Consider the following 12,448-nt stretch of genomic DNA (forward strand, 5'->3'; position numbering starts at 1 on the left):
AAGGGCAGTTCGAATTACTAGGCGGCTTTGCGCCGCCGGGACCGCCAAGGAAGGCAAGGACATTCTATGACTTTCAGGAAACCCCTCGTCGCCAGTGTTGCGGTGGCCGCACTGATGCTGTCCCCGCTCGCGACATTCGCCCAGGACGCGTCCACTGATCAGCCAGCCGCTGAGACACCGGCTGCCGCCGATCCGGCGCCGGCCGATGGTGCTGCAACCGATGAGGTCGGAGCTGCGGTAGACAATCTGGCTTCGCAGAACTGGCTCAAGGTCTGCGATCCGCTGCCTGATGGCCAGAAGGCGTGCTTGATGCGCCAGGTGGTGCTGGCCAATGGACAGTTCCTTGGTTCGTTCCTGTTGCGCGACGATCCGGGCCAGGAAAGCCGGCTGCTCGCCGTGGCAGCAGTGCCGCTCGGCGTGCTGCTGCCGTTTGGCCTGACCTGGCAGATCGACAACGCCAAGCCTGTCCGTGTGCCCTACATGCTGTGTGACGTTCAGTCCTGTTCGACCCAGCTCGTGATCAACGAGCAGTATGTCAACTCACTCAAGCGTGGCGCCAAGCTGACGCTGACGGCGAAGAACCGGCAGAATCAGGACCTGTCCGTCGAGATCAATCTTGCTGGGTTCACGGCAACCTATGATGGTGATGCCGCGCTGACCTTCGAACAGCTGCAGCAGCAGGAATCGGGCCAGAATGCACTGGAGCAGGTGCTGCAGGACCGCGCTGAACAGCTGCGCCAGCAGTTGTCGGGCGAGGGCGCTAACGCCCCTGCCGGGGAAGGCGCCGCCGCCGGAGAGACCCCAGCGCAGTAAGCTTGGCAGTTCGAACGGATTGAGAAGGCGCGGGTGACCGCGCCTTTTTCGTGTCTCAGCGTCGTCCCATGCCGAGGCCAAAGGCCTGGCGCCGCAAGGGCGGCAAGAGCTTGAGCGCCCAAAGGCCGCCTGCACGCAAGGCCTGACCGGGCAGCATTTCTGCCAATAGCGAGCGGAACAGCGCGTCGACCATCGTGCCTGTGCGTGCGAGGTCGGGAGCTCGATTGCGCGCGTAGGCCTCGCTAACCTTTTGCCCCCAATCTGGCTGGCTGCGGTCGGTCGCCTCGACGCTGGTGAGGAGGTCGGCGACGTCGCGCAGGCCCAGATTGAGCCCCTGTGCCCCAATGGGAGGGAAAGCGTGGGCTGACTCGCCGACCAGAGCGACGCCGCATTTCCCCGCAGCTTCGACTGTGAGGGTCGACAACGGAAAAACGAAGCTGGGCGAGGCCAATGTGACAGCCCCGAACAGGCGCTGCGAGCGGTCTGAGACAGCCGACAACAGGGCTTCCGGGCCGGCTGCCTGCAACTGTTTAAGCCTGGGCTCTTCATCGATCCACACGAGATTGGCTCGGTTTCCGCCCGCAGGCACCAAGGTGAATGGGCCATGGGGGTAGTGGAACTCGACGGATGTTTCACCAATCGAGCGTTGCAGTTCCAGGTCGCAGACGAGGGCGGCTTCGCTAAACTGGTGTTCGTGCGCCTTGATGCCTGCGGCCGTGCGGATCAGGGACTTCTTGCCGTCCGCCCCAACAATGAGCGGCGCTGCAAGGTCCTGACCATCGGACAAGGTCAAGACCCCAAGATCGCCTTCTCGGCGGTAACCGGTAACGGTGTCGTTTCGGATTGTGAGGCCTTCAGCGGGGGCGGCTATCTGGAATTGCGACAGCAAAGCAGAATTGGCGAAGTTCCAGCCAAAGGCCGACGAACCGGCCTCTTTGGCCTCAAACAGCGTCTCCGGGGCCCGGATCAGCCGCGGTGTTGCGTCAATGATGCGGATAGCGGCCAAGGGGTGGCCAATGGCGTCTGGATCATTGATCAGCCCTGTTTCGCACAAGAACTCCATGCTGGGCATCATGAGGGCGGATGTCCGCCGGTCCGGCGGCGCCGTCGGGGCCAGATGGATGATGTGGAGGCCCCGCCGCGCCAGGGCAATTGCGGCGGCTGAGCCAGTCAGGCCACCGCCCACGACGATGATGTCGGCGGCTTGGGTCATCGCGTCGCATCCGCGAGTCGGCGGCGGTGTCCACTGGGCAATATCAAGCCACCTGCTAGCGAGCCGGCCAGCATTGCCGCCAGAAATAGCCACAGGCCATCGGGCTGAAATGCAATCAGCGAGATCGCAGGTCCCGGGCAAATCCCTGACATGCCCCAGCCGATACCGAACAGAATGGCGCCCCCAACGAGCCGACGGTCGATCTTGTTGTATTCAGGTTCGTGAAACTCAGTGTCGAACAAGGGCGCGGGCCGACGGCGACCAAAGCGTATGGTAGTGAACATGACGAGAATGGCCGGGACAATGACGAAGGCCAGGCTCGGGTCCCACCCGCCGGTGGGAATTGCGGAGAAGTCGAGGAACCGCAGTACCTTTAGCGGGTCGACCATCTGGGACACATAGAGCCCCGCGCCGAATAGGGCGCCGCTCACGGCCGCAGTAGCGAGGTAGGGCAAACGCAAAGCGGTCATCAGACGATACCCGTGATAGTGACGGTCAGAATGGCGACGGCGAAGAAGACCAGCACGGCTACCAGCGATCGCATGGAAAGTCGCGCGAGGCCGCAGACGCCATGGCCCGACGTGCAGCCATTGCCGATTTTGGTCCCAAAGCCGGTCAATAGACCGGCGACGATCAGCCAGATGGGTGCGGGTACACCCCAGGCCGCCGGTGGCGTCGCCAGCAATGCTGGCTCGCTGCCGCCGACGCCAATCTGCGGAAAACCCCATGCCGATAATGCTGTGGCGCCGACCAGGGCCACCAGAAATACGACGCGCCAAACGACCGTTTGGGCAGGGGGTAACAATTGCCCGAATATGCCCGATATGCCGGCAATGCGGCCATTGCCCAACCACAGCACTGCAGAGGCCAGACCGATGAGGAGTCCTCCCAGTGTGGCGGTGAGTGGAGTGAAGCTGTCCATGTTTCGTCTCGCTCAGTTTGAAGTGGTAGCCTAGCACTGGCGATCGATGCCATGCCAGCGGCGGCGCGGCGCGTTGACCGGGCTTGATGCCGCAGGGGCAAAATTTCCGAATATGCCTTCACCGCCAAAGGAGGCTTGCTTAGATTGGGGCTTTGCAACCGTTCGCATTGCGGAGCCCATCATGCTGGAATTGCTTGCCGACCCCAATGTCTGGATTGCCTTTGCCACGCTCACCGTGATGGAGATCGTGCTGGGGATCGACAACATCGTCTTCATCTCCGTTCTTGTGTCACGGCTGCCGCGCGAGCAGGCCGAATTTGCCCGTAAGCTCGGTATAGGGCTGGCGCTAGTGTTCCGCATCATATTGCTGCTGTTGATCAGCGTGATTGTGCAATTGCAGGCCCCTGTCTTCGAGGCCTTCGGGCACGGTTTCTCGTGGAAGGACATCATCCTGATCACTGGCGGTGGGTTCCTGATCTACAAGGCAACCCACGAAATGCACGCGGCAATTGAGGAGCCGCATGAGGTGGGGCTGGCCGATGCTGCCAAGGCAAGCTTGCAGGCCATCCTGGTGCAAATTGTGATCATCGACATGGTGTTTTCCATCGACTCGATCATTACCGCTGTGGGGATGGTGCCGGCCGACCAGGTCAGTGTGATGATTGCTGCTGTGCTTGTGGCCGTAGCCGTCATGTTCTTCGCTTCGGGTCCGATCGCAAAATTTGTGGCTGATCATCCGACCACCAAGATGCTGGCACTGGCTTTCCTGCTGCTGATCGGGGTGACCTTGGTGGCCGATGGGCTCGGCTTCCATATCCCCAAGGGCTATATTTACTCGGCCATGGCCTTCTCGGTGCTGGTGGAAGCGATCAATATCTTCGCCAAGAACCGCAAGTTGGGAGGAAGTGGACATAAGACGGGAGCGGTAGAGTTCACACCCTTCACGGGTGATACTGGGTCGGTTTCGGCCAGTGTCGCAATTGCGGCAATTGACGGCGGCGCGCCCGTGGCTGTAACGCCCAGGGTCGAAGCTGCGCCGTCTCGTCCACGGACGCGATCGAGCAATGCCAGCCGCTCACAATCACGGCCCAAATCGGCGCCGCGCAAGCCAAGGACACCCAAATGACCAGAGTAGTCGCCGTCAACGCCGTCGGCGGACCGGAAGTTCTCTCAATCGAAGACTGGGATATCGGTGTGCCGGGACCAGGCCAGGCTCGCCTCCGGCAGACGGCTATCGGGCTCAATTTCATCGATACCTATCAGCGTTCAGGCCTATATCCCCTGCCGCTGCCCTTTGTAGCGGGCAATGAAGGGGCCGGCGAAGTCATAGCGGTGGGTGAGGGCGTAACCGAGGTCAAGGTCGGGGATCGCGTCTGCTATCAGGGCTCGCCCGGCGCCTATGCTCAGGAAAGGCTGATGCCGGTGGACAAGCTGGTGCCCATTCCTGATGGTGTGGATGACCGGACCGCTGCGGCAGTGCTGCTTAAAGGGCTGACAGCTTTTTACCTGCTGTTCAAGACCTGGCCGGTGCAGGCAGGCGAAAGTATTCTCTGGCATGCGGCCGCCGGCGGTACTGGCCTGATCGCGACACAGTGGGCGCGGGCGCTGGGCGCGACGGTGATCGGCACGGCTGGCGGCCCCGAGAAGGTGCAGAAGGCGCTCGATCATGGATGCCACCACGTCATTGACTACAACATCGAGGATTTCCCAAGGCTGGTGAAGGAGTTCACCGGGGGCAAGGGGGTAGATGTCGTCTATGACGGCGTTGGCAAGGCAACTTTTGAAGGTTCGCTCGATTGTCTGCGGCCGCGCGGTTTGCTAGCCAGCTTTGGCAACGCGTCGGGCGTGGTCAGCGTGCCCGACCTAGGCGTGCTGGCGCGCAAGGGGTCGTTGTTCGTAACGCGTCCGACCGGCACCCACTACTTCCCCAAGCGCGAAAACCTGCTCGAAGGCGCCAAGGCGCTCTTCGAGGCGATCCAGGCCGGTGATATCAAGGTCGAGATCGGCCGGACCTATCCGCTGGAAGAGGTTGCAGAAGCGCATCGGGCGCTCGAGGCACGGGAAACCACCGGATCAGTGGTGTTGATGCCCTAAGTCAGGATTAGGCGGCGCTAGCCTCTAGACAGGTTGCGCCGCCGCCGCTAAACGCACGTCCACGGGTAGGTGGCAGAGTGGTTGAATGCTCCGGTCTTGAAAACCGGCGAAGGTGCAAGCCTTCCGGGGGTTCGAATCCCTCCCTACCCGCCACTTCACCGGGGCCCGAAAAATGAGCCGCAAGGAATTTGATGCTTCGCGCATGCGGCGCATGAAACGGGTGGCGGCTCGGCACGGGCTGACCATTCTCACCTCCGAAAAGATCAAGGTGCTGGGACAGCCCGGCGGTCATGCGGTGCGTGACGATGACAGCTTCAAGATCGTCTTTGGCGATCAGCCCAAGCCGTATTCGGCCTCGCTGGATGATATCGAGGCCTGGCTCGAAAGGCTTGACGAAGAATCGAGCTGATATGCTGAAGCCGCTGTACGGCCTCAAGCTACTGGGCGGAATGGTCTTTCCCGCGAGTGCGACAAATTTGTGAAAGCGGGCGAAGCGTAAGCGAGGCTGACCTGATCGGCAAGCCCGGTTCTGCACCATGACAGGGCTTTCCGTTATTTAAGCGGTAACGGAATCGACGCACAATCAATCTCGTAGGCTCGTCTGGAGCCAGTCTGGTTCCAGACTATTGTGGTCGCGGGCTTCTGCGGAAACCGTCTCCCTACTTCCGCATCCCGCCCCTGTGTGGAGGCGCGTTCCTCATGTTTACCCTGATCAACGCCGACGCCGACGAAGACGACGCCGAAATCACCGATCCCCAGGAAATTGCGGAGCTGTTTGCAGCCATCGCCGCCGTGGCCATTGAGGCTATCGGGGCAGGGCAGGCCCGCACCCTGTTCGAGGCGGTTGTTGAGCAGGAGGGTCGCGACCCCAACTGACCGATCGAACCATCCTAAGCTCGCATCACGGCCCTGTGTTCTTCAACTTGCGCAGGGGTATATCTGGCGACCGACGGCTTGACGGCATGCGGTGCAATCTGAACGACTGCATGCCCGATGGAGAAGTTTTCAGAACAGCCCCTGCGTGGAGACGATCACCACTGGTCGGACCTGCCACAAATCTTGCCTCTGGGCGATTGCGCCCTATTGGTTCGGTTCGGCCAGAGTCTCGATGAAGCTGCCAATAGTGCAGCGCTGGCCTTTGCTACGCGGATGCAATCCGATTCGATCGATGGCGTGAGCGAGGTCGTGCCGAGCCTGGTTTCGGTGCTTGTGCGCTATAATCCGATGATCATCGGGCCGGTTCGCCTTGCCGGTGAGCTTGGGCTGCGGCTGATATCGGACAACGCGCCGGAAACAGCGCGGGTGCAGCATGTCGCGGTACGGTTCGACGGTCCGGATCTAGACGAGGTCGCAGCCTTGCTCGGCCTTTCGCGGGAAGCGTTTGTCGCGGCGCATAACCGGAGCGGACTACGCGTGTTGACGACAGGTTTTGCGCCTGGTTTCGTCTATTGTGGATTTCATGACAGTGCCCTGAATGTGCCGCGCCGCGAATTGGTTAAGCCCCGCGTGCCTGCAGGCAGCGTGTTGTTTGCTGCTGGGCAAACGGCCATTACTGCCACCGAGGTTCCGACCGGCTGGCATGTCATCGGGCACACCGATTTCCGCAACTTCGATGTAGACCAGAATCCACCGACACGACTGCGCGCTGGGGACCAGCTGATTTTTGAGGTCGTCTCGTGAGTGCCAGGATACGGATCGAGAGAGCCGGGCCGCTTTGTACGATACAGGATCTTGGTCGTCCGGGTCTGCTGGCGCATGGGATCAGCGCGTCCGGACCGATGGATCGCTCGGCACATGATCTGGCCGGCGTGCAGGTCGGCACTGCTGATGATGCCAGCATAGAATTCACTCAGGCCGGGGTTGATGTCCTTGCAGAGGCTGGCGAAGTGCCGGTTGGCTGGGCCGGAGGCGCCTTTGGCGTGAGACTGAATGGGCAACCATTGTCTTGGCCTGGAAGATGTATGTTGGTTGCTGGTGACCAATTGAGCATCACCCCGGGACCAGCGGGCAATTATGGATATTTGCGTTTTGGCGGGGTCTTTGACGTGCCGGACGTGTTGGGCAGCAAGGCCACCAGCACGCGGGCACGCATTGGTGGGCTCTCTGGGCGGGCGCTTCAAGCGGGTGATGTTCTCGATTTTCTGAGTGGCTCTGGCAGACCGGCCGCTGAGGGTCCTGCTGCTTCCAATGTAAACGGGATAGGGCCGATTCGTTTCATCTGGGGCATTCATGCCGAGAGATTTGACCCAGCCGTGCGCCGCGCCTTCGTCGAAATGCCTTTCCGCGTCACTGCCGCGATGGACCGGATGGGTGTGCGGCTTACCGATGAGAAGGCCGTATTTGCAGGGGCGAGCATCCTATCACTGGTGTCGGATCCGATCATGCCCGGTGATATACAGATCCTAGGAGACGGAACACCGATCGTGCTGATGCGCGATCATCAGCCAACTGGCGGCTATCCAAGGATCGGTACGATCATTTCTGCCGATCTTGATCGATTTGCGCAGATCAGGCCCGGGGATTCTGTTGCCTTTGCGCCCGTCAGCGTGGACCATGCGCACCGCCTGTTGCGGAGCCGCCAAGTATGACCATCATCGACCTCAATGCCGATCTCGGCGAGGGCATGGGGACTGATGACGATTTGTTGCAGATCGTCTCGAGTGCCTCCATCGCCTGCGGCGGGCATGCCGGCGACGCGGCCACAATTCGCAGGATACTGGAATTCTGCAAAGCCAGCGGGGTGCGCGCGGGCGCGCATCCGGGCTATGTCGACCCCAAACGGTTTGGCCGTTTTCGCCTCGTCATGCCGCTTGAACAGTTGCTTGGACAGATCAGGGGGCAACTCCTTTTAGTCCGCCACATCGCGGACGAAGTCGGGGTGGCGCTGTCCTATGTGAAGCTGCACGGCGCCCTCGCCAACCAAACGGCCGAGGAGTTGGCTTTCGCCGTGGGCATATTCGGCAGCATCCAGGCGATGGACCCGGACATGGCCGTGTTGGCGCTGGACAATAGCCAGCAGGTGCGCGCAGCCAAGGCAGTGGGTCTGCCGCTGATCCGAGAGGCTTATGCCGACCGGGCCTATACGGCGGACGGCTTGCTGGTACCGCGGGCAAAGGATGGAGCTGTCATTCACGATGAGGAAGCGGTGATTGCGCGTTGTCTGAGGTTGGCCAGGGATGGTGAGATTGTGGCCGTTGATGGGACGGTGCTGAAATCGGGTGCACGCTCGATCTGCCTGCACGGTGATACGCCCGGCGCCGTAAACCTGGCCCGTCAGGTACGGCATGCGTTGGAAGGTGAGGGGATTACCGTAGCCCCAGCGGTACCCGAAGTGGAGCGCGGGGTGGAGATATAAGGCGGATGCCATGAGTTTGGTGGCAAGTCTCGCTCCACCAGTGCAACTTGCCCGGAATAGCCGGTTAGCCATCCGAGCACAGGTCTCATAGCCTACCTCGGAACGCGCCACCGGAGCGTTTCGCCCTTCAGGGGCAATTCGAAGCACCCTGGGTCCTGCGAGGGGGAGAGGGTGAGATCGGCAACATGCCTTGGTTCTCACAGGACCCAGAGTTGCTGGTATGGCCTTGAGGCCAATAGGATTGCCTAAATGGCCAGGTATTCGTGGCGCAGGTCGGGGTTGTCGAGCACTTCTTTGGCAGAGCCGGCAAAGGCGACTTCGCCCGTGTCGAGAATGACAGCGCGGTCGGCGAGCTTGAGAGCCGCGACGGCGTTTTGTTCCACGATCACAGTCGTGATGCCCATGGGCTTGATCGAATGCAAGATGCGTTCGATTTCCTGAACGATCACCGGCGCCAGCCCCTCATAGGGCTCGTCAAGCAGCAAGAGCTTGAGGTCGCGCGCGAGGGCCCGGGCAATGGCGAGCATTTGCTGTTCACCACCGGAAAGCGTTACGCCTTCCTGGGTGCGTCGCTCGGCGAGACGCGGGAAACTCTCGTAAATCTGCTCCAGGCTCCAGCCATTGCCGGGCGCGACCTTGGCCAGGGTGATATTCTCCTCGACCGTCAAACCCTGGATGATCCGGCGGTCTTCCGGCACAAGTTGAATGCCGGCCCGGGCCGCTTCAAAACTCGACATCTTGTGAATGGGTTGGTCGTCCAGCCAGATTTCGCCCTGCCGCATCTGCGGGTTGTCGGTGCGGGCGATTGTGCGCAATGTGGACGTCTTGCCCGCTCCGTTGCGACCGAGCAAGGCTAGAATTTCGCCCTTTCGGACATCGAGTGAAACGCCCTGCACGATATAGCTCTCGCCATAATAGGCGTGCATGTCGCGCACCGAGAAGAAGGGGCGGGTGGTTTCCAGTTCTGCGGCATTGCTGCCGATGGCCGTTTCAGATTGCATGGCGACTGAACTCATCAGTGAGCTCCTCCGAGATAGGCTTCCTGCACCTTGGGATTGCCGCGCACTTCGTCGGGATTGCCGTCGGCGATGATACGGCCCTGGGCGAGTACGGAAATCTTGTCGGCGAGTGAAAACACCACATGCATGTCGTGCTCGATGATCACCTTTGTCATGCCACGGCTCTTGATCTTCTTGAGAAGCTCGATGGTGGTATTGGTGTCGTGGCGGCTCATGCCGGCAGTCGGTTCGTCGAGCAGCAGCAGGCGCGGGTGCTGGATCAGACACATGGCCAGTTCCATACGGCGCTTGTCGCCTCTCGAGAGGCTGCCAGCATGCATGTCCCGGCGATTGAGCATACCCACATCCTCGAGCATATGCTCGGCTTCCTGGCGTATGGTGGTTTCGCTGTCGAGCGAGCGCAGCATGTTGAGGGTGAATGTACCGTCGCGCTTGGCGAAGGCAGGGATCATCACGTTTTGCAAAACGGTGAGATCAGCAAAGATTTCCGGCGTCTGGAACACCCGGGCAATGCCAAGCTGGTTGATCTGAAACGGCTTGCGGCCTGTCAGGATAGCGCCGTCGAAAACTACCTGCCCGCTGGTTGGCGCCAATTTGCCGATAATGACATTGAGCAGCGTCGATTTGCCGGCGCCGTTGGGTCCGATGATCGCGTGGGTTTTGCCCTCCTCGACCTGGAGGTCGATGTCCGCGAGGGCGTGCAGGCCCCCAAAGCGCTTGTGAACGTCCGCAACGTGCAGGACAACATTGGAATTTGCCATTTCTGTCTGTCCTACTCTGCGGGTTGGGGCTGGTGGGATTTGGCACTGGGCGGGCCTGATCGGCGGGCGGCTGCAATGATGCGCCGCACGCCTTCCATGATACCGCCGGGCAGGAAGATCACGATCACCACGAAGACCAGGCCCAGAGTGAGGTGCCAGCCGTCGCCGACGAATTTGCTGGTCACTTTGACGACCACGTCATCCACTCCCTCAGGGAGGAAGCTCCAGAATTGGGCAAGGATGTTATCGTTGAGGGCCGAGAGAATGTTCTCGAAGTACTTGATGATCCAGGCACCGATTACCGGGCCGACCAGTGTGCCCACGCCGCCCAGAATGGTCATCAGCACGACTTCGCCCGAGGCGGTCCATTGCATGCGTTCGGCGCCGGCCAACGGGTCGGTGACGGCGAGCAAGGCACCGGCCAGGCCCGCATACATGCCCGAAATCACGAATGCAGACAGGGCATAAGGCCGCGTATTGAAGCCGGTGAATTGCATGCGGGTTTGGTTCGACTTGATGGACTTGAGCATCATGCCGAAGGGCGAGCCTGCAACGCGCTGGGCAAAGAAGAACGAGAGGATCAGGAAGCCGGCGCAGAAGTAGAAGCCGGCATAGCCGCCCAGTTGCTGGCCCAGAAGGGTGGGGACGGGTTGTCCGACAAAAGTCTGGCCCATAGCCGCGTCCAGGACACGAGGATCGCTCAGGGTGAGTTGCAGGCCGGTTTCGCCATTGGTGATTGGTGTAAGCACCGAATAGGCGAGGTTGTAGCTCATCTGGGCGAAGGCCAAGGTCAGGATCGAGAAGTAGATGCCCGAGCGCCGCAGCGAAAGAAAGCCGATGACCAGAGCGAAGAGGCCCGAGATGAGAACGGCAAAGATCATGGCAGGGATGGCGTCGAGCGTCAGCAGTTTGAACGACCAGACCGCAGCGTAGGAGCCGACACCGAAGAAAGCGGCGTGGCCGAAGCTGAGATAACCCGTGAGGCCGAACAGGATGTTAAATCCGACGGCAAAGATGCCGTAGATCATGAAGCGCTGCAGCAGATCCGGATAGCCGGCGCCAAAGGGCGTGAGCCAGATCGGCATGGTCAGCACCACGGCGGTGAAGCCCAACAGCAGCAGTAAATCGTTGCGGGACATGAAATTGGTCATGTCAGTTCTCCATCACACCGCGGCGGCCCATCAGGCCACGCGGGCGAACCAGCAGAATGATAACGGCAACGAGATAGATGATGATCTGGTCGATGCCGGGAACTATGGCCTTGATCTGGGTCATGGACGCAAACGACTGCAAAATACCCAGGAGGAAGCCGGCGGCGACAGCGCCGGGCAGGGAGCCCATGCCGCCCACAACCACCACGACGAAGCTGAGCACCAGGAAGTCCATGCCCAGATGATAGTTGGGCGGGAGCAAGGGTGTATACATAACGCCTGCCATGCCGGCGACCACGGCGGCCAGGCCGAACATGATGGTGAAGCGGCGGTCGATATTGATGCCCAGAAGGCCAACGGTTTCGCGATCGGCCATGCCGGCACGAACGACCATGCCAAACGTGGTGAATTGCAGGAAGGCGAAGACGCCACCGATGATGACAACCGAAAACAGGAAGTAGATGAGGCGCCAGAGTGGATAGGTGATGACGTTGGCTTGGAAGCCAATCCAGGTTCCGATATCGGCGGCACCGCGCAGATCGGTCGGCATGGGCTGGGGAATGGGATTGGGTCCAAAGACGGATTTGATGACTTCCTGCGCCACGATGGCCAGGCCGAAGGTGACCAGGATCTGTTCGGCATGGGGGCGCTTGTAGAAGTGCTTGATGATGCCGCGTTCCAGCGCAATGCCAACAAGCAGCATGATCGGGATAGTGATCAGGATGGAAAAGGGTACCGAGTAATTGACGAGAACCGCCCCAAAGTCTCCAAACCAGGCCTGCACCAGCGGCGTCCTGATTTCGAGTGGTGCGCCCCAGGGCGATGTCTGGGTGGGATCAATGGTGACCGTTTCAAGGGTCAGGAATTGACGGAACATGACGGCACAGAAGGCACCAAGCATGAACAGGGCGCCATGCGCGAAATTCACGACCCCGAGTGTGCCGAATACCAGGGTGAGGCCAAGGGCGATCAGCGCGTAAGCAGCGCCCTTATCAAGCCCGTTGAGAAACTGCAGAAAGATGACTTCGAACATTTGATGCTCCGCTAATGGCGAGGCTCTCTCGATACCCGCGCAGTGCCGTCATCGGATGCTCCGAAGACCCCGGTCTGCAGATGCGCA

General features: G+C 60.7%; 15 protein-coding genes and 1 tRNA gene. 9 read left to right on the plus strand and 7 right to left on the minus strand.

Features of this window, described 5'->3' with window-relative positions; genetic code table 11:
• The first annotated feature begins 66 nt into the window (after positions 1-66).
• Positions 67-813 carry an invasion associated locus B family protein gene (locus ACE4RL_RS11550; RefSeq protein ID WP_375597284.1) on the plus strand — a complete coding sequence of 249 codons (747 nt, stop codon included), beginning with the start codon at positions 67-69 and terminating at the stop codon, positions 811-813.
• A gap of 55 nt (positions 814-868) precedes the next feature.
• On the opposite strand, the gene ACE4RL_RS11555 is transcribed toward ACE4RL_RS11550, so the two are convergent.
• Genes ACE4RL_RS11555 through ACE4RL_RS11565 form a run of 3 tightly spaced genes read right to left on the minus strand, consistent with a single transcriptional unit; the run spans position 869 to position 2,948 of the window.
• Positions 869-2,026: an FAD-dependent monooxygenase gene (locus ACE4RL_RS11555; RefSeq protein ID WP_375597285.1), complete on the minus strand. Its 1,158-nt coding sequence runs from the start codon at positions 2,024-2,026 to the stop codon at positions 869-871.
• Entirely contained in the window at positions 2,023-2,496 is a 474-nt protein-coding gene (locus ACE4RL_RS11560; protein WP_375597286.1) for a DUF6691 family protein, read from the minus strand. Before ACE4RL_RS11560 ends, ACE4RL_RS11555 begins: the two co-directional genes overlap by 4 nt.
• On the minus strand, positions 2,496-2,948 hold the full coding sequence (locus ACE4RL_RS11565; RefSeq protein WP_375597287.1) for a YeeE/YedE family protein: 453 nt from the start codon (positions 2,946-2,948) through the stop codon (positions 2,496-2,498). The genes ACE4RL_RS11560 and ACE4RL_RS11565 overlap by 1 nt, the downstream gene beginning before the upstream one ends.
• 181 nt (positions 2,949-3,129) lie before the next feature.
• Here ACE4RL_RS11565 and ACE4RL_RS11570 point away from each other — a divergent pair, with 181 nt between their 5' ends.
• The 8 genes from ACE4RL_RS11570 (at position 3,130) to ACE4RL_RS11605 (ending at position 8,397) form a co-directional block, all read left to right on the plus strand.
• Positions 3,130-4,074 (plus strand): TerC family protein, encoded by a 945-nt coding sequence (locus ACE4RL_RS11570; RefSeq protein ID WP_375597288.1) that lies wholly within the window; start codon positions 3,130-3,132, stop codon positions 4,072-4,074.
• Positions 4,071-5,042 carry a quinone oxidoreductase gene (locus ACE4RL_RS11575; protein WP_375597289.1) on the plus strand — a complete coding sequence of 324 codons (972 nt, stop codon included), beginning with the start codon at positions 4,071-4,073 and terminating at the stop codon, positions 5,040-5,042. The genes ACE4RL_RS11570 and ACE4RL_RS11575 overlap by 4 nt, the downstream gene beginning before the upstream one ends.
• 63 nt (positions 5,043-5,105) lie before the next feature.
• A tRNA-Ser gene (locus ACE4RL_RS11580) sits at positions 5,106-5,195 on the plus strand.
• Between the two features lie 19 nt (positions 5,196-5,214).
• Complete coding sequence (locus ACE4RL_RS11585) at positions 5,215-5,451, plus strand: hypothetical protein (protein ID WP_375597290.1); 237 nt, start codon at positions 5,215-5,217, stop codon at positions 5,449-5,451.
• A gap of 290 nt (positions 5,452-5,741) precedes the next feature.
• Complete coding sequence (locus tag ACE4RL_RS11590; RefSeq protein ID WP_297112524.1) at positions 5,742-5,918, plus strand: hypothetical protein; 177 nt, start codon at positions 5,742-5,744, stop codon at positions 5,916-5,918.
• Between the two features lie 117 nt (positions 5,919-6,035).
• The gene (locus ACE4RL_RS11595) at positions 6,036-6,722 is read left to right on the plus strand and encodes an allophanate hydrolase subunit 1 (RefSeq protein ID WP_375597291.1); all 687 of its coding nucleotides are present in this window, start codon (positions 6,036-6,038) and stop codon (positions 6,720-6,722) included.
• Positions 6,719-7,630 carry a biotin-dependent carboxyltransferase family protein gene (locus ACE4RL_RS11600; protein ID WP_375597292.1) on the plus strand — a complete coding sequence of 304 codons (912 nt, stop codon included), beginning with the start codon at positions 6,719-6,721 and terminating at the stop codon, positions 7,628-7,630. The genes ACE4RL_RS11595 and ACE4RL_RS11600 overlap by 4 nt, the downstream gene beginning before the upstream one ends.
• Complete coding sequence (locus ACE4RL_RS11605) at positions 7,627-8,397, plus strand: 5-oxoprolinase subunit PxpA (protein WP_375597293.1); 771 nt, start codon at positions 7,627-7,629, stop codon at positions 8,395-8,397. The genes ACE4RL_RS11600 and ACE4RL_RS11605 overlap by 4 nt, the downstream gene beginning before the upstream one ends.
• A gap of 245 nt (positions 8,398-8,642) precedes the next feature.
• Here ACE4RL_RS11605 and ACE4RL_RS11610 read toward each other — a convergent pair whose 3' ends face one another.
• From ACE4RL_RS11610 to ACE4RL_RS11625, 4 genes are read right to left on the minus strand one after another with little or no spacing between them, the layout of a single operon-like run.
• Positions 8,643-9,398, minus strand: coding sequence for an ABC transporter ATP-binding protein (locus ACE4RL_RS11610; RefSeq protein ID WP_375600270.1), 756 nt, complete (start codon positions 9,396-9,398; stop codon positions 8,643-8,645).
• Between the two features lie 14 nt (positions 9,399-9,412).
• Positions 9,413-10,177 (minus strand): ABC transporter ATP-binding protein, encoded by a 765-nt coding sequence (locus ACE4RL_RS11615; protein WP_375597294.1) that lies wholly within the window; start codon positions 10,175-10,177, stop codon positions 9,413-9,415.
• 11 nt (positions 10,178-10,188) lie between these two features.
• Positions 10,189-11,328 carry a branched-chain amino acid ABC transporter permease gene (locus ACE4RL_RS11620; protein ID WP_375597295.1) on the minus strand — a complete coding sequence of 380 codons (1,140 nt, stop codon included), beginning with the start codon at positions 11,326-11,328 and terminating at the stop codon, positions 10,189-10,191.
• A 1-nt stretch (position 11,329) separates the two neighbouring features.
• Complete coding sequence (locus ACE4RL_RS11625) at positions 11,330-12,361, minus strand: branched-chain amino acid ABC transporter permease (RefSeq protein WP_375597296.1); 1,032 nt, start codon at positions 12,359-12,361, stop codon at positions 11,330-11,332.
• Between the last annotated feature and the right edge of the window lie 87 nt (positions 12,362-12,448).

It is taken from the genome of Devosia polycyclovorans (assembly GCF_042181575.1).
Classification (GTDB): domain Bacteria; phylum Pseudomonadota; class Alphaproteobacteria; order Rhizobiales; family Devosiaceae; genus Devosia; species Devosia polycyclovorans.